17 protein-coding genes are annotated in these 17,015 nt (G+C 52.9%); 9 read left to right on the top strand and 8 right to left on the bottom strand.

The window, feature by feature from the left end; all coding sequences use genetic code 11:
- Positions 1 to 58: 58 nt before the first annotated feature.
- From KGP26_RS09200 to ygbI, 4 genes are all read right to left on the bottom strand, one after another.
- On the bottom strand, positions 59 to 727 hold the full coding sequence (locus KGP26_RS09200) for a hypothetical protein (RefSeq protein WP_021805108.1): 669 nt from the start codon (positions 725 to 727) through the stop codon (positions 59 to 61).
- A 77-nt stretch (positions 728 to 804) separates the two neighbouring features.
- Positions 805 to 1,395, bottom strand: a complete 591-nt coding sequence (locus KGP26_RS09195) for a common pilus major fimbrillin subunit EcpA (protein WP_021805109.1) — start codon at positions 1,393 to 1,395, stop codon at positions 805 to 807.
- Between the two features lie 942 nt (positions 1,396 to 2,337).
- On the bottom strand, positions 2,338 to 3,126 hold the full coding sequence (locus tag KGP26_RS09190) for a winged helix-turn-helix domain-containing protein (RefSeq protein WP_037375075.1): 789 nt from the start codon (positions 3,124 to 3,126) through the stop codon (positions 2,338 to 2,340).
- A 728-nt stretch (positions 3,127 to 3,854) separates the two neighbouring features.
- Complete coding sequence (gene ygbI, locus KGP26_RS09185) at positions 3,855 to 4,619, bottom strand: DNA-binding transcriptional repressor YgbI (protein WP_021805110.1); 765 nt, start codon at positions 4,617 to 4,619, stop codon at positions 3,855 to 3,857.
- 259 nt (positions 4,620 to 4,878) lie between these two features.
- Here ygbI and ltnD point away from each other — a divergent pair, with 259 nt between their 5' ends.
- The 6 genes from ltnD to KGP26_RS09155 all read left to right on the top strand — a co-directional run bounded on the left by ltnD (position 4,879) and on the right by KGP26_RS09155 (position 10,582).
- A complete protein-coding gene (gene ltnD, locus KGP26_RS09180; RefSeq protein ID WP_021805111.1) occupies positions 4,879 to 5,793 on the top strand; it encodes an L-threonate dehydrogenase in 915 nt (304 codons plus the stop codon).
- Entirely contained in the window at positions 5,793 to 7,055 is a 1,263-nt protein-coding gene (otnK, locus tag KGP26_RS09175; protein WP_305801997.1) for a 3-oxo-tetronate kinase, read from the top strand. The genes ltnD and otnK overlap by 1 nt, the downstream gene beginning before the upstream one ends.
- A 2-nt stretch (positions 7,056 to 7,057) precedes the next feature.
- Positions 7,058 to 7,690, top strand: a complete 633-nt coding sequence (otnC, locus tag KGP26_RS09170; RefSeq protein WP_037375203.1) for a 3-oxo-tetronate 4-phosphate decarboxylase — start codon at positions 7,058 to 7,060, stop codon at positions 7,688 to 7,690.
- A gap of 3 nt (positions 7,691 to 7,693) precedes the next feature.
- Positions 7,694 to 8,470, top strand: a complete 777-nt coding sequence (locus KGP26_RS09165; RefSeq protein ID WP_021180527.1) for an HPr family phosphocarrier protein — start codon at positions 7,694 to 7,696, stop codon at positions 8,468 to 8,470.
- 111 nt (positions 8,471 to 8,581) lie between these two features.
- A complete protein-coding gene (locus KGP26_RS09160; RefSeq protein WP_021805115.1) occupies positions 8,582 to 9,952 on the top strand; it encodes a GntP family transporter in 1,371 nt (456 codons plus the stop codon).
- Between the two features lie 99 nt (positions 9,953 to 10,051).
- Positions 10,052 to 10,582 (top strand): GNAT family N-acetyltransferase, encoded by a 531-nt coding sequence (locus KGP26_RS09155; protein WP_021805116.1) that lies wholly within the window; start codon positions 10,052 to 10,054, stop codon positions 10,580 to 10,582.
- Here KGP26_RS09155 and KGP26_RS09150 read toward each other — a convergent pair.
- Entirely contained in the window at positions 10,565 to 11,440 is an 876-nt protein-coding gene (locus KGP26_RS09150; RefSeq protein ID WP_223665309.1) for a LysR family transcriptional regulator, read from the bottom strand. The genes KGP26_RS09155 and KGP26_RS09150 overlap by 18 nt on opposite strands.
- A gap of 94 nt (positions 11,441 to 11,534) precedes the next feature.
- On the opposite strand from KGP26_RS09150, the gene KGP26_RS09145 reads away from it, so the two are divergent.
- The gene (locus tag KGP26_RS09145; protein WP_223665308.1) at positions 11,535 to 12,536 is read left to right on the top strand and encodes a nitrilase family protein; all 1,002 of its coding nucleotides are present in this window, start codon (positions 11,535 to 11,537) and stop codon (positions 12,534 to 12,536) included.
- A 118-nt stretch (positions 12,537 to 12,654) separates the two neighbouring features.
- Here KGP26_RS09145 and ompX read toward each other — a convergent pair whose 3' ends face one another.
- On the bottom strand, positions 12,655 to 13,173 hold the full coding sequence (gene ompX / locus KGP26_RS09140) for an outer membrane protein OmpX (RefSeq protein WP_021180522.1): 519 nt from the start codon (positions 13,171 to 13,173) through the stop codon (positions 12,655 to 12,657).
- A gap of 393 nt (positions 13,174 to 13,566) precedes the next feature.
- Between ompX and rhtA the strand changes: the two genes are divergently transcribed.
- A complete protein-coding gene (gene rhtA, locus KGP26_RS09135) occupies positions 13,567 to 14,454 on the top strand; it encodes a threonine/homoserine exporter RhtA (RefSeq protein ID WP_059200273.1) in 888 nt (295 codons plus the stop codon).
- Between the two features lie 133 nt (positions 14,455 to 14,587).
- The gene (locus KGP26_RS09130; protein WP_223665307.1) at positions 14,588 to 14,899 is read left to right on the top strand and encodes a YhcH/YjgK/YiaL family protein; all 312 of its coding nucleotides are present in this window, start codon (positions 14,588 to 14,590) and stop codon (positions 14,897 to 14,899) included.
- A gap of 44 nt (positions 14,900 to 14,943) precedes the next feature.
- On the opposite strand, the gene KGP26_RS09125 is transcribed toward KGP26_RS09130, so the two are convergent.
- On the bottom strand, positions 14,944 to 16,149 hold the full coding sequence (locus tag KGP26_RS09125; protein ID WP_094982947.1) for an aldose 1-epimerase family protein: 1,206 nt from the start codon (positions 16,147 to 16,149) through the stop codon (positions 14,944 to 14,946).
- Between the two features lie 270 nt (positions 16,150 to 16,419).
- On the bottom strand, positions 16,420 to 16,953 hold the full coding sequence (locus KGP26_RS09120) for an AAA family ATPase (RefSeq protein WP_223665306.1): 534 nt from the start codon (positions 16,951 to 16,953) through the stop codon (positions 16,420 to 16,422).
- Positions 16,954 to 17,015 lie beyond the last annotated feature (62 nt).

The raw sequence follows: 17,015 nt of genomic DNA, 5'->3' as shown, positions 1-17,015 counted from the left end.
CTCCTTGAACTATTATGCATCCCTTTACTGCAACATCCCGTGGCAGCCCAACTCAGTGTTATTTGACTTGAATAAATTGCTCTCCATACCAAAGCGCAACGTGGCTTTTCTTATCATTGATATCCACTTTGGACAGGCCACGATCTTTACCTGGCATGACAAAATAGTTTTCCTTGCAGTTGCTGCCTTCTTTCTTATTCTTGCAGGGGCCGTAGGCCACCATTTTGAAGGTGGCATTGCCGGTATTGGCGATTTTGTTATTGGCAAACTGATGATTAAAATTAACCTGACGTGGCGTAACCACTAAAATGGTGCCAATACGCGCCGAGGTGGTGGCCACGCCATTGCGTTTGGCGGTATTCTGCCCCGCATCGGTTAATGCCTGATCAAACCAGACAATCCGGTAATAGCGTTCTTGATTATCTTCTGGCCCCTTATAATAAAAACGGATCACGTCCCTGGCGTTGGCTGGCATCATCAGGCTGGCGGGTGACAACAGCATTTCGTCTTTCGTCGCCATCGGGATCACGGTGCCCGATTCCGTCGGGTCGGAAATCCTTTCTATTTTTATATTCACCAGGCGGCCGCTATCCGTCGTATTTTTAATTTCTTTACTTAGCGTCGCGCTATTACTGGGCATAAAGGAACTGATCGCACCAACATCCAGCGCCAAAGCGCTGTGGCACAGAGACAGCAACAGGGGAATAGAAAAATAGAAACGATTCATAGCGGTATTCCAAACTCTTTAGCTGACAAAAACAGGGGGTTTCCCCCCTGTTAGGACGCATTACTCTGGGGAAAAGATTATGCGGTAGTCCAGGTAGCGTTGAACTCTACGCTCACGTCACCACTCCAGATACCTTCAGGCAGGGTGCTGAAATCCGTCACCGCAGTTGTGCCATCAGCAGTTGCGCCGATAATGGTGAAAGTGAACTGGTCCTGCGCGCTGGTACGAACGGCTTTGTCGTAAGCTGCAGACAGTGCGCTCAGGTTACCACCCAGAACACCGGCCTTAACGTCGATCATGGTAGTTTGAGCGGTTTTGCCTACGTTAGCGCCGTTGTAGTCAACGCCGACTTCCAGGGTAGAACCCGAGGTGTCAAGCTGAGTCAGAGTATTGGATACCAACTTGGAGGTCAGTTTAAAATCGGTGGCGGTTCCTTCGCCCTCGATAGTCACGTCGAACAGACCTTTCTGGCTGTTGAAGCCTTTGATGCCTTCAGCATATTGGAAAGACAGGCTGCCGATTGGCGTCACAACCAACTTGCTGGTGGTATCTTTCTTGGCAGTGGCTGACCAGGTAGCCAAGGCTTGTGCGGTAACGTCTGCTGCCTGAGCGGTGCCCACTACTGCGAATGCTGAAACGATTGCCAGAGCAAGTGTGATCTTTTTCATGGTAAAACTCCCTAAGTTATAGATTTCTATTGTCCGTTAAATGTACCGATCTTTGTCATCTCCACTCACTCCGGTATTGCCAGTTGCTAGCGGGATAACGCCAAGTATTGATATGCAACGTGAGTATGCCTCTCGTCCTACTTGGCGAGAAAAATCTTAACCCAAATAAATCTTAATATAATCATTAACTAGTAAATGTGAAATGTTTAGATTTAAATCCTGCATTTAATCTTTTTAACACTCAATTAAGGATAGAAATCCCACCCACGCTAGGCGAGTAGCAGAATTATCCTAGATTAATTCGATCAAACATTAATCACGTTATAACTACCGTTATTCGGCGTCCATTCTGGTGAAAAATCAGCCTGTACAGTTATTGCCTGTCAGTTAAGGCAACCAATTTCCCCTCACCCCAACCCTCTCCCAAAGGGCGAGGGAGCTAGTACGGTGCCGTATTCAGGTGCAAAGGTGAGCGGCGACAAGGTTGATGCAGAGGCGGAGTGCCGTAATAAAATTGTGGCACGCTCGGTCCCTTCTCCTTTTGGGCGAGAGAGCTGGTACGGTGCCGTGTTCAGGTGCGGAGGTGATCTGTAACAAGGTTGATGCAGAAGCGGAGTGCCGTAATAAAATGGTGGCACCTTCGGTCCCCCTCTCCTTTTGTACGAGGGTGGCGGTACTACAGGTGCAGAAGTGAGCAGAGAGAGGGTTGAGACAGTGTGCCGTAATAAAGTTGTGGCACGTTCGGTCCCCTCTCCTTTTGGGAGAGGGCTAGGGTGAGGGGCATTACTGTTTCGGGATAGTGAGCCAGCGGAATAATAAGGGGGATAAATCACTGTAACGATCGTACTTGAGGGGAGATAACGTTAGTAAAGTGGTTAAATCTCAGGCCACGATGTTCTGGCTGTCGGTCGTTCACCCCGCCAGCCAATCAGCATCATTCAATTACAGGGAGGATTCGCTTTCCAGACCAGAGCAAAGTTCAATCTTATGCTCTCGCAAAATCTTGCAGCGGAGAAAAAATAGCCGTGAGATGCCAGAAATATACGACTTCACCTGATTTCCACGTATCAGCAACAGGTATTCATCCGGCTGGCATTGGATTTTTTGCCTTGCCACCTGCGCCAGCACATCATCGCTGAATGCCGGATCTGCCCGAACCGTGGAGTACGACATAAATACCGCGCAGTTACCCGATTTACCCAGATAGCTCTCTTGCCGGATACTTGGATTGAAAATATAGAACGCTATGCCTGCCAACACCACACACACGAAGCCCAGCATCCCCCAACCATAGCGCAAGGAAGCACGGGAGAACACCTTACCTACCACCACGGGTATGGTTTTAGCGACTGATACCGGCGGTTCGGCACCAAGGATCGGCGTATCCTTATCATCTTCACAAGACACAATCTGGATTTCGCTGTGCAGCATAAAACCCACCTTGGGAACCGTGACGATCACCTCCTCATCAATTCCCAGCGCCTTGATCACTCTACGTAACTTGCTCACGCACTGGTTAAGATTATTGTTACTGGAAATCATCCCATAATCATCCCACACCTTTTTGAAGATCACTTCACGGCTCACAGCATCGCCCTGGTGGACAATAAGTAACTGCAGCAAGCGCTTGGATGGGTTGGAGATGGTGACAGTATCGTCAAACAGATCGCTCAAACTCAGCGTTCCGCTATCGACATCGAAGATAATACGGTCATTAAGCTTATATTTCATTATATTCACGACTTTCACTATAAAAACAGACAGCCCAGGCATTAATCGTTAATAAAATCATTTAATTGAAATTAAAAAAAAGCCTTCGTGAACGTTTTTATCGCTAGTAAATAGACCGCGGGTAATTGTCATTAACTGTGGCATTTTTCCTTCTCCCTGGAATAAGAATTTTCTCATGACCAAAACAAAGATTATCGAAACACGCTGATTATTGATATATTGATTCGTTAAATTTCATAAGGATAGATTTTTATGTTGCCATAAATATATTTTTAGCGAAAAAATTCACCAAAACACCTTGCAGAGCCTGTTTTAATGTAAAAATATCGCAGATTTAACCATCACTAAGATCTTACAGGACTGGGAAAGTCGATGTTTTCGGCTAGCGTTGATAACCTTTATCATTTAAATCAATGGTTTTAACCTGTCACTCTGCCAGATAACCGCCTTGACATGACACTGACTTTACATAGCGATATAACCTGGTATTAACCATACTCATTAGGGTGTATATCAGCACCGCATTAAGGTGAATCCATAAAAATAACTCATTAACTTTTTATAGGTAAATATTATGTAGTAGCGGGCTGACGGTGCCACCGGCTGGCACCTGGACGTGATGGAATTATTGCGGCTCAATGCCTGGATTATCTGCTGTGGAGTCTGTAGCCACGATCTTGGGGCAGCGATAACCACCCCGGTGTTTATCAGATTGGCGGGATTGAAAGTCACTGCATCGCAGTAAGCAACGTAATATTTGCCTGCGTAATCGCCTCACGCGCCGCTTCCGGCAGGTGATCGTCAGTGATGATCACCTCAAAGACCGAAATCGGCAGCGCCAGATAGGTGGCCACTTTGCCATATTTGGACGTATCACTTAGCAAAATGCGACGGCGGCTGGCCTCAACGATGGCGTTTTTCACCACCACCTTATCCTCGTTCGGGGTAGACAAACCACGCATACTCCATGAAGAAGCAGAGATAAACGCCAGATCGATAAACAGATTACGTAAAGCCTGAGCCGCAGCGGCCCCCACGCAGGAACGGTTTTCCCGGCATACCGTACCGCCGGTGTGGATCAGCTTGCACTGGCTATGTTCCAGCAGATAGGCGGCAATAACAAAATCGTTGGTCACCACGGTGATATCGTCACGATCGCCGAGCTGACGAGCCAGGGCCAACGTGGTGGTGCCTGCATCCAGGTAGATGCAGCTGTTGGCCGGGATCTGCCGCGCGGCCAGTTGCCCAATGGCAGCTTTCTGCTGGCTGAACATCCCTTCCTTATCCTGATGCGAAGGCTCAATCGCCACTCGTTCGGCCGACTGCACACCGCCAGAAACGGGCAGTACGCTGCCCTGCTCTTCCAGTTTTTGCAGATCGCGCCGGATGGTCATGTGTGAGACCCCGAGCCTTTCGGTCAGTTCAGCTATGCTGACTGCGCCGCGCTCGGACACCAGTGCCAAAATTTGTTGGTGGCGTTCAACAGGTATCACGGTTCCCCCTCTGTGACTACGATGATAATAATTGTGATTTTACGTCAATTTTCGTGCGACGGTATAAAGCTTTTCAGGCTGTGAAGTCAGTCATAAACATAAAAAACATTTAAAAGCATTATGTTAGCAAGCGTAACCGTTTTTTCGACCGTCTGTTGCATTGTTAATAATTGTGAAGGTGATCACCGATATCCGCGTCAATAACGCTTACATTTAACACATCAAAACAAATAATCACTAAAATTAACAGAGGTGCATCATGGCACAACCAGGAAACTACGCAGTTTGTATCGTCGGTTTAGGTTCAATGGGCATGGGCGCGGCAACGTCCTGCATCAATGCCGGGCTGACTACCTATGGCGTCGATCTCAACCCTCAGGCACTGGCGGCGCTAAAGCAAGCCGGTGCCAAACAGGCCGCCACCAGCGCAGCAGACTTTGCAAACGAACTGGATGCGGTGCTGCTGTTGGTGGTTAATGCCAACCAGGTAAAACAGATCCTGTTCGGGGATAACGGCCTGGCGGCACAGTTGAAACCCAATACGCCGGTGATGGTGTCATCCACCATTGCTGCTGCGGATGCCAAGGAGATCGAACAGAAACTGTTGGCGTATAACCTGCCAATGCTGGATGCCCCGGTTTCCGGCGGTGCAGCCAAGGCCGCGGCTGGCCAAATGACCGTGATGGCCTCGGGCAGTGAGAGCACCTTTGCCCAGTTGCAACCGGTGCTGGATGCCGTAGCCGGGAAAGTGTACCGCATTGGCGACGAGATCGGCCTGGGGGCAACGGTCAAGATCATCCATCAATTGTTGGCAGGCGTACACATTGCCGCCGGTGCTGAGGCGATGGCGCTGGCCGCACGCGCCGGTATCCCGCTGGACGTGATGTACGATGTGGTCACCAACGCCGCGGGTAACTCCTGGATGTTTGAGAACCGTATGCGCCACGTGGTCGATGGCGACTACTCACCAAAATCTGCGGTAGATATCTTCGTCAAGGATCTTGGGCTGGTGGCCGATACCGCCAAAGCGCTGCACTTCCCGCTGCCATTAGCCTCCACGGCGTTCAACATGTTCACCTCCGCCAGCAACGCAGGTTTCGGCAAGGAAGATGACAGCGCAGTGATCAAGATCTTCGCCGGGATCGAACTGCCAAAGAATAAGGAGAACTCATAATGTTACTCGGAGTGATTGCAGACGACTTTACCGGTGCCACCGATATCGCCAGCTTCCTGGTGGAAAACGGTTTACCTACGGTCCAGCTCAATGGCGTACCGCAGGATGATACCCCTGTCGACTCGCAGGCGGTGGTGATCAGCCTGAAATCGCGCTCCTGCCCGGTCGACCAGGCGGTCGAGCAGTCGTTGCAGGCTTTAGCCTGGTTACAGCGCCAGGGTTGCCGCCAGTTCTACTTTAAATACTGTTCTACCTTCGATAGCACAGCCCAGGGCAATATCGGGCCGGTTACTGACGCCTTGCTCGATGCACTTGGCGAACAGCAAACGGTGATTTCCCCTGCGCTACCGGTAAATGGCCGCACGGTCTATCAAGGCTATCTGTTCGTGATGGACCAGTTGCTGTCGGAGTCCGGTATGCGCAACCATCCGGTGACGCCAATGACCGACAGTAATCTGATGCGGCTGATGGAGGCTCAGGCCAGCGGGCGTTGCGGGCTGGTCAACGCGGCAGAGATGGATCGTGGCGCCGGTGCAGTGCAGGAAAAACTGCAACAACTGGCACAGCTTGGCGTGCGCTACGTGGTATTGGATACCCTGAACGAACAGCATCTGCTGACACAGGGCGAAGCGCTGAAAACCATGAAGTTGGTCACCGGAGGTTCAGGGCTGGCGATCGGCATTGCCCGCCAATGGGCGCAGCCGGGCCAGGAAAAAGCCCAATCTGCCGGAGCACCACAGGGGAAGAAAGCCGTGGTCCTTTCCGGCTCCTGCTCTACCATGACCAACAAGCAGGTAGCGCGCTACCGCCAACAGGCTCCGGCTCAGAGCATTGATGTCTCTCGCTGCATCACAGCCGGCGATCGCAGCGCCTACGCAGCAGAGCTAAGTTCCTGGGTAGAACTGCAGGCCGCACAGCCACTGGCCCCATTGCTGTATGCCACCGCCGAACCGGAGCAACTGCAACGAACCCAGCAGCAATACGGCACCGAGGCCGCCAGCCAGGCGGTAGAAGCCCTGTTTGCCGAAGTGGTTAAACGCCTGCAACAACAGGGTTTCAGCCGCTTTATCGTCGCCGGCGGTGAAACCTCTGGCGTGGTCACCCAGGCATTGGGGATCCGCGGCTTCCATATCGGCCCTTGTATTTCTCCAGGCGTGCCTTGGGTACGCGCAATCGAACAACCGGTATCACTGGCCCTGAAATCGGGCAACTTCGGCGATGAAAACTTTTTCGCCAGAGCACAAACGGAGTTTTCAGTATGACGATGACCGCTGACACTGAACGGCTGGCAAGGGAAGAGATGGTGCGCCTGGGGGCTTCGTTCTTCCAGCGCGGCTACGCTACCGGTTCAGCAGGCAACCTTTCGCTGTTGTTGCCAGACGGTACCCTGCTGGCCACCCCAACGGGCTCTTGCCTGGGGGAGTTGCAGGCAGACAAGCTGTCGAAAGTCAGCCTGAGCGGTGAATGGATTTCTGGCGACAAGCCCTCGAAAGAGATCAGCTTTCACCGCGCGCTGTACCAGAACAACCCGGCGTGCAAGGCGGTAGTGCATCTGCATTGCACCTATCTGACCGCGCTTTCCTGTCTGCAAGGGCTGGATACGGCAAACGCCATCAAGCCGTTCACCCCTTATGTGGTGATGCGCGTCGGCCAGGTGCCGGTGGTGCCTTACTACCGCCCCGGCGATCTGCGGCTGGCGGAAGATCTGGGCAAGCTGGCCCCAAGCTACAAGGCTTTCCTGTTGGCGAACCACGGCCCCGTGGTCACCGGTGAGAGCCTGCGGGAAGCCGCGAACAATACCGAAGAAATGGAAGATGCGGCCAAGCTGATTTTCACCCTCGGCAACCGCCCAATTCGCTATTTAACCGATGATGAAATTGCCGAGTTACGGAGCTGAACCATGCCAAAATTTGCTGCCAATTTATCAATGATGTTTACCGAGCACTCGTTTCTGGATCGTTTTGATGCCGCTGCGGCGGCCGGATTTAAAGCGGTAGAGTTCCTGTTCCCTTATGATTACCCTGCCGATCTACTGGCGGATAAACTGCAACAAAATGGTCTACAGCAGGTGTTGTTCAATACCGCGCCGGGCGATGTGGGCGCAGGCGAATGGGGGCTGGCGGCATTGCCAGGCCGCGAGCAGGATGCCCGTGCGGATATCGATCGCGCTCTGGAATATGCCATCGCCCTCAAGTGCCCTAGCGTTCACGTGATGGCTGGCGTAGTGCCGCCAGGGGAAGATATTGCCCGCTATCGGGAAACCTTTATCAGCAATATCCGTTACGCCGCCGACGCCTTTGCCCCTCACGGCATCAAGGTGTTGATCGAAGCGCTCAGCCCACCGATCAAGCCCAACTACCTGTTCTCTAGCCAGCATCAGGCGGCAGAGCTGGTGGCCGCCATCGATCGCCCGAACGTGTTTATTCAGTTCGACTTCTTCCACGCGCAGCTGGTGGACGGCAATATCGGCAATCTGATCGCTTCATTGGCCGGGCGCTATGCCCATATCCAGATCGCCTCGGTGCCAGACCGTAATGAACCCGATGACGGTGAGCTGAATTATCCTTGGCTATTCGCCCAGTTGGATAAGGTGGGCTACCAAGGCTGGATCGGTTGTGAATATAAACCTCGTGGAGAAACGACGGCGGGTCTGGGTTGGGTGAAACCTTACCTGTAATCAAGCACTCGTAGCGCCAACACCAGTTTTAATAACATAAAAAATAAACGCACCCGTATCGCCCCAGGGCGATCGCGGTGCCGGACTCTTACCTGAATTAAAGGCTATGCTATGTCTCCAACTATGCTACTGATCATTGCCGTACTGGGTGTCGTACTGCTGCTATTGATGGTCATCAAGGCGAAGGTTCAGCCGTTTGTCGCCCTGCTGGTCGTTAGTCTACTGGTCGCGCTTGCCAGCGGGATCCCAACCGGTGAAGTCATGAAAGTGATGACCGCCGGGATGGGCGGTGTACTCGGCTCGGTGACCATTATCATCGGCCTGGGTGCCATGCTGGGTAGAATGATCGAACATTCGGGCGGCGCAGAATCCCTGGCGCAGCGTTTCAGCAAAGCGCTGGGGCCAAAGCGTACCATTGCCGCGCTAACCAGTGCCGCATTCGTCCTGGGCATTCCGGTGTTTTTCGACGTCGGCTTTATCATCCTGGCCCCGATCATCTATGGCTTTGCCAAAGTGGCTAAAGTCTCACCGTTGAAGTTTGGCTTGCCAATGGCCGGTGTGATGCTGACGGTCCACGTTGCTCTGCCGCCACATCCAGGCCCGGTCGCGGCGGCGGGGCTGTTGAATGCCGATATCGGTTGGCTGACCATTATCGGCCTGGTCATCTGTATCCCGGTGGGCGTTATCGGTTACTTCGCGGCAAAATATCTCAACCGTAAAGCCTACCCCCTCTCCATTGAGGTGTTGGAACAGTTGCAACTGGCAGCCCCTGAGCCAGCACCAGAGGGCAAAGCCCCACTCAGCGATCGGATCAATCCGCCGAGCGCCGGGTTGATTACCGCGCTGATCGTGATCCCTATCGCCATCATTATGCTGGGTACCGTTTCTGCAACCTTGTTACCTGCCGGTTCACCAATCCGTGATGCCTTGTCATTAATCGGCTCACCGGGCGTAGCGTTAATGATCGCCCTGGTGTTGGCGTTCTATCTGCTGGCTATCCGTCGCGGCTGGAGCCTGCAACACACCAGCGATGTGATGGGAGGCGCGTTACCGACAGCGGCAGTAGTCATCATGGTTACCGGTGCGGGCGGAGTGTTTGGCAAGGTGCTAGTCGAGTCTGGCGTGGGTAAAGCGCTGGCAGATGTGCTGACCACCATTGGCCTGCCGTTAATCCCGGCTGCATTTATCATCTCGCTGGCACTGCGTGCCTCGCAGGGGTCGGCTACCGTCGCCATTCTGACGACCGGCGGGTTGCTGTCCGAAGCGGTTATCGGGCTTAACCCGATGCAGCTAGTGTTGGTCACGCTCGCCACCTGCTTTGGCGGTCTGGGGTTATCCCACGTTAACGACTCCGGCTTCTGGATTGTCACCAAATACCTTGGCCTGTCAGTGGCCGATGGCCTGAAAACCTGGACGGTATTAACCACCCTGCTCGGTTTAAGTGGCTTCGTCTTTACCTGGCTGCTGTGGCTGGTAGTGTAACTTCCCGGTATTGCTAGAGCCAAAGCAGTTCGGCTACAGTGGTGAGTATCTTGAGGCGTTGCTCCGGCAGCGCCTTTTCTCTTGTTCAGGAAGCGAGCCATGACCATTCACACCGTTGCCCCCACCTTGATCACCGAACGTCTGATCCTGGATGCCCACCGGCTGGAAGATTTTGACGATTTGGCCGCCATGTGGGCCGATCCTGCGGTGGTGCGCTATATCGGCAGTACGCCACGCGACAAGGAGGACAGCTGGGGCCGCCTGTTACGCTATATCGGCCACTGGAAATTGCTGGGTTACGGCTACTGGGCGGTGCGGGAGAAAAACAGCGGCAGGTATATTGGCGGCATTGGCTTCGCCGATTTTCACCGAGATATTCAACCCGCACTCGATGTCCCCGAAATGGGCTGGACGCTGATCACGGCTGCACACGGTAAAGGCTATGCTACCGAAGCCTTGAACGCCGCGCTGGTCTGGGCCAAAGAGAATTTCTCACAGGACAAAGTCGTTTGTATCATCTCGCCGGATAACCGCCCTTCGCTTGGCCTGGCGAAAAAAGTCGGCTTTGTGGCAAGCCACCGCAGCGAATACCACCAACTGCCAACGGTGGTGTTATACCGACCGCTCTGAGTCCAAGATATCCTGGATAAAATTATCCCGTAGCGCATCAGGCCGCTGCGGGTTCCACGCCAGCCCAACCTGCCACTGCGTCTGCTCGCCGCTCAACGGCAGAATGTCGACCCCAGCCGGAGCAATAAACGCAATGCTATGTGGCAACAGCGCCACGCCTATCCCCGCCGCCACCAGCGCCAGCAAGGTTTGGATGTCCTCTGCCTGCTGCACCACGTTTGCCCGCAGCCCCTGAGCGGCAATAAAACGCAGCGCTTGCTCACTCAACCCTCGGCCACGCGAAGGTTCCAACTGCAACAGAAGCAAACGGTGGAAATCCGCCAACAGGTTCTCCTCCTGCAACGCCATCGTTCGCGGTGCGGCCAGCACCAGCCGATCGTTCAGCAAAGGCAGTGCCTGCAGAGGAGCAACAACGGGCAAACGCACAAAGCCAGCCTGTAGATCGCCACTTAGCAACAATTGGTATTGCCGTTCCGAAGGAAGATCCTCCAGGCCCACCACCACCGTCGGAAAGCGCTGGCGAAAAGCTGCCACCCGTTGCGGGGCCAGATGAAAACTGGAAAGCCCAAAGCCTAAGGCCAGACGCCCGGTTTCCCCCTTCACTACCTGCAACGCATAATGATGAAACTGCTGGTAATGGGTCAATAATTCCCGCGCTCTGGGGAGGAGAGCTGTACCGTTGGCAGTCAGTTGTGCACCTTGCCGGCCCCGTTCAAACAGGCGGGTGCCCAACTGCAGTTCGATGGCTTGAATTTGCTTGCTCAACGCGGGCTGGGTGATGCACAGCCGCTCAGCAGCCAGGTGATAGCGCCCCAGTTCGGCCAAGGCAACAAAGGCACGTAGTTGACGATTATCCATTCCATTAGGTTATCAAAAGAGGATTTTAATTGATTATACAGTAATAGATACGGCTGCTGTAATTAACGGACAAAAAACCCCACAGGAGCTTGCTATGACCACGACCCTTCGTGCTGCGTCGGTACAATTTCAACACCGCGCCAACGACAAGAACTACAATCTCGGCGTTATGGAAGACTTTATCGCCCAGGCCGCCGCCGATAACGTGCAGGTCCTCGCCTTCCCGGAAATGTGCATTACCGGCTACTGGCACGTACGCCATCTGGCCGACAGCGAAATCACCGCTTTAGCTGAACCTATCGCCACCAGTCCTTCGTTGGCGCGCATCCGCCCACTGGCAGAACGGTACCAGATGGCCATCGGCGTTGGATTGATTGAGCAGGGTGAAGACGGCAAGTTGTACAACGCTTATGCGGTTTGCCTGCCGGATGGCCAAACTCATGTGCACCGCAAGCTCCATCCTTTTGAACACCCGCTAATCGCTAAAGGCGATAGTTATACCGTGTTTGATACCCCTTGGGGGGTACGCATGGGGATCCTGATCTGCTGGGACAACAACCTGGTGGAGAACGCCCGTGCCACCACGTTGCTGGGTGCCGATATTCTGTTCGCGCCTCACCAAACCGGGGGGACAAATTCACGCAGCCCGCACGGTATGAAGCCGATACCGCTGGCGCTATGGCAGCAACGTAAAGAAAATCCGACGGCTATCGAAGAGGCTTTTCGCGGCGAAACTGGCCGCGGTTGGCTACTGCGCTGGCTGCCTTCTCGCGCCCATGATAATGGCCTGTTTATTTTGTTCAGCAACGGCGTGGGGCGAGACGATGATGAAGTGCGCACCGGCAATGCGATGCTGCTGGACCCTTATGGCCGTATCCTGTCAGAGACCTGGGCGGCGCAGGACGCCATGGTCACCGCCGATCTGGATCTGAGCTTAATCCCCATGAGCAGCGGGCGGCGTTGGATCCACGGCCGTCGGCCAGAGCTCTATGGGCTGCTGACCGAGCCGCAGGGATATGAGCGCGATCCCCGTACGGCGCGTTTTTCATTGCAACCGACCACGGTATTGGGCAAGCCAAATAAATCGATGGGTTAACACGTTTGTCTGCAGTTTCAATCTGTTACTGGCAAAAAAAATCCGCCCCTAAGAGGCGGATTTTCATTGAGCATGGCCAGCAAGGCCACGCGCTCATGCCCGAAAGCATGGGGAAATCTTAGAAGCGGTAACCTACGCCCACGTTCCAGGTGCCAACGTCAACGCTGCGGATACGGCTCTGCTCGTAACCCACGTCCAGAGCAACCTGTTGCATTGGGTTGAACTGCAGACCAGCACCGTAGGTGAAGCCGTAGTCGCTGGTGTTGTTGTTGTCAGTACCGTTTTGAGCGTTGGAAGTGAATTTACCATAGCCCACACCGATCACACCGTAGATGCTCGCCCAATCGTTGAAACGATAAGCCGGGCCGGCAGTGATGGAGTTGTATTGTGCTTTGTTGTAGAAGCCGTCTTCAGAACCGTTCTTTTCCAGATGGGTGAAAGAACCGATCACACCCAGTGGGCTGTTGTCGTACTCGTAACGGTACTTCAGGTTGAAACCGTCGGCCTTGTTGGCAACGCCTTGGAGATCGCCCTGGGCATAGCCAGCGGACACGGTGCTCTCACCAGCAAATGCGGTACCTGCTGTTACGGCCAATACACAAGCTGCTACTGCGGAAAGACATGCAATTTTTTTCATAACCACCTCAAACGCGTTTTATTATTAAAGTGCTTCAATTTCTCATACATTGAAAATATAGCAAAAATTAGCGTGAAACTCTGCCTTTAAATGAGTGTCTAAATCTTTGTATCGTGTAACAGAAGATTTCAAGAACACTATAGCATGCTAATTTCCCTACATTTTTCGCGAATTATACTCCTTTTTGTGACGCGAATCACCTATCCGAGTTCCAGAATACTCTTAAAAAAAGCGCACTTATTGCTTGCTTGAACCAAGTTGGCGCATATTTTTGACAGATTCCACTCGGCCCCCCGTTTTTCGCCAACACCTTGCTGCCAATTCCTTTACACTGTGCAACACCTGTACTCAATACCTTCCCAGACGTTGGGGAGCTCCATAAGGCCAGAAAGGATGTCTTCGTCTGTAACCACTAAAGCGTCTTCCACGCTGGTGCCCGTGTGTTTACTGATCATTGCAATGATCTCGATCCAGAGCGGGGCTTCATTAGCCAAAAGCCTGTTCCCGCTGGTGGGTGCCGAAGGCATCACCACCCTACGCCTGAGCATCGGTACGCTGATCCTGTTTATCATTTTCCGTCCGTGGCGCATGCGTTTCGCCGCCGGTAGCCGGTTGCCATTGCTGATCTATGGTCTGTCACTGGGGGCGATGAACTACCTGTTTTATCTTTCATTACGCACGGTGCCACTGGGCATTGCGGTGGCGCTGGAGTTTACCGGTCCGCTGGCGGTGGCAATGTTCTCTTCCCGCCGCCCGATCGATTTTATCTGGGTGGCGCTGGCGATTGCCGGATTGTGGTTTCTGCTGCCGCTTGGCCACGATATGGGCAGTATCGATCCCGTGGGGGCAGCCTGTGCGTTGGGTGCCGGTGCCTGCTGGGCGATATACATTATTTTCGGCCAGAAGGCCGGGGGAGATCACGGACCGGGCACCGTAGCCGTGGGGTCATTGATCGCCGCCATCGTATTCTGCCCGATCGGTGCCTGGCAAACCGGCAGTGCGCTGTTGAACGTGGATATTCTACCGGTAGCGTTGGCCGTCGCGGTGCTGTCTACCGCGTTGCCTTACTCGTTGGAAATTATCGCGTTACCCAAGATCCCCGCCCGTACCTTTGGCACCCTGATGAGTCTGGAACCAGCAATGGCCGCCCTTTCCGGCATGATCTTCCTCAACGAACACCTAAACCAAACGCAATGGTTGGCATTGGCCGCCATCATTACCGCCTCGATGGGGGCCACGCTAACCATCAAACCCAAGCCAAAAGTTGAAAGCCTCTCGTGAGCCCGCTGGCGCCTGGCAGCAAGCCCCCGGCGCCTCGCTCAAAAGGTTGTATGATTGCAAGCCAGTTAACTTTTTTCCTGAACAATAATAGACATACTCTCAGCAAGTCTTTTATTTATTAGGGAGCATCAGGATGATCTATGGCAGTTTGTACAACCCCCGCTTCGGGCGTGGTCTCTCACCCGCTTTAGCCAATATCCTCAATACCGTCCGTCAGTATGATTTGCCTAACCTGCCGTTGGGCCGGCACGAGATCGATGGTGATCGGGTGTTTATGAACGTGATGGAGCTAATGACGGAGCCAGCAGAAAGCAAACGCGCCGAGCTTCACCAGGAGTATCTGGATATCCAGATCCTGGAGCCACACAAGCCCGGATGCCAGATAGCTGGATCAAAAAACATCAAGAAAGTGGTGGTGAAAGTCCACTACGAACTGCTGCTTTGACGCTAAAGAGCCGGTCGCTTGACCGGCTTCCCCCTCACCAGACGCTATTCCACCGCAATTGGAGTATCGACCAGTTTAACGGCACGGTCACCTTGCAGCGTTTTTATCTTGTTTTGGTACTCTTTTACTTGTTCAGCATTTTTCAGCAAAGTGTAAGTCAGCTCGAAATCGGTACTCTTTCCGGGCTGTAACTGTTTGATTCGCCCCTGCTCACGTTCGATTTTTACCGGGTACGCATAGCTGGTCCCTGGCTCGATCCCGGTAACATAGCCCTGACGTTCAGTATCCGTGTTTTTCCACAACGTCAAAACCGGTAACTGGCGGGTATCAAAACCAATTGCCACTCCCCGATCCCCTTTCTTGTTGTTCATCATCGCCAAGGTTTTTCCTTGCGGATCACTGTAAGGCACGATGTTGAACACCATCTCATCGAAGCCTTTGGTAGGCCCCTGGTAAGTATGCCAGTCTTTCAAACCGCCCTTGGCATAATCATTAAACGGCGAAATCTCCTTGATTGCCGCACTGAACACGGCTCCCTCTTCCAGCAGCGGCTTACCGAAGTTACTGTGATAAATAATCTGATAGTCACGCGGATAATCAGCATGATTGGTTAGACGATCGTGAACCGTAAACTGCTGCGTGCCGGGAACGTAACGCAGCTCAGTCCAGGTTTCCAGATTACTTTTCTTAAAGGTATTCTCTTTCAGCAGGCCGCGGATACGGATTTCATACGGCGCTTTTTCAGCAATATCCACCACCACCTTGGAAGCCGGAGTATTTCCTGCACGGCCATGTAACGTATACAGTGTGCCGTTCTCTACGCCCGGATGCCCGGTCCATTCGTAGCCGCAGCGCACCATCATTTCGTTAAAGCCGTCAAGCCAACCCAGCCCGTTGCGACTCTCCAGGTTGATATAAGCCGGATTGACCACTTCGGTCACCGGCGAATCCCACCCCAGCCTTACGCCGGAACCGTTGACATGCAGAATATCCATACCGCGCGTTGGGCTAAGAGTGATGGTCAACCCCTCACTCGTCAGGGTAAGGACTTTCGATCCCTCTTGCTTGCCACCATGCAAAATTTGCTGTTGCAAGCTGAAACGCGGAGCGGGAATTTTCAGCTGTGAGCTGTCAATCCGCCAATTGCCAAGTTCAATACCGTTCTCACTGTCGGTCAATACGATAGTTTGAGCACCGGCATAGCCAGAAATCAAGGAGATAGCGAGCGAAAGTACAGTAAGCTTGTTCATTTATTGTTCCTTCCTGGTTAGCTGAATGGTTTTAGCAAAACCATCACAAACTAAGTTCTTAGCCCATTTTAAAATGCGATGAGGGTCACTTTTTCTACAATGAGCATGGAAAAAACAAAATTTTCGTGACTTATAGCGGGAAAAATTATGAATACTGAATCATATCTAACAAATTAATAAGATAAAGATCATGTTTATAGCTGAAGCAAGTTCAGCTTAGACAGAGTCCCATACCTAGTGAACATAAAAAGCTGAATCGAATAAAGCTCCCTAGCAGAGGCTAGCCAGAAAAGCCGCGGTTTCCGCCGGAGAGCGCAGTTGGATAAAACGAATATGGCGATTGGCGGCATCCTGCTGCTCTGCCAGATACTTTATACGATTCTTGCGGTAGGTTTTGAGGGTCCACAGGATGATCGACTCACGGCTAAAGAAAGACCGGCGAAAGCTCTCGCAATTGCCAGTATCGGGCCATAGCTCAGTCTGGTGCCAAGCCCGCACCGCTGCGCGGCGAACCGCCTGCCACAGCGTGCGACAGAGTCTGTAGTCAACCCAGACAACCCAATCAACGTCCCGCCATTTCACGGCTTTGGTCCGGGTATAGTTGCCATCCAATACCCACCCCGCAGGGGCTGATACCAACGCCTGTTCGACCAGATGCAAAAACTCGTCATCCGAGGCACCTTGCCAGTTTGGCCGCCAGTAAAGCTTATCCATCTCGATATAAGGTACGGCTAGCTTTTGCGCCAATTGGCGGGCAACGGTGCTTTTACCGCTGCCGCTGGTGCCCACCACGTTAATTTTCATGCTTTCCGACGATATCCATTTTAACTGACTTATAGACATCTTATATTACAATAGGTCTGCTG

Origin of the sequence: Serratia sp. JSRIV002 (assembly GCF_019968725.1) — a bacterium.
GTDB lineage: Bacteria > Pseudomonadota > Gammaproteobacteria > Enterobacterales > Enterobacteriaceae > Chania > Chania fonticola_B.
This window is presented reverse-complemented; position numbering and strand designations above follow the sequence as displayed.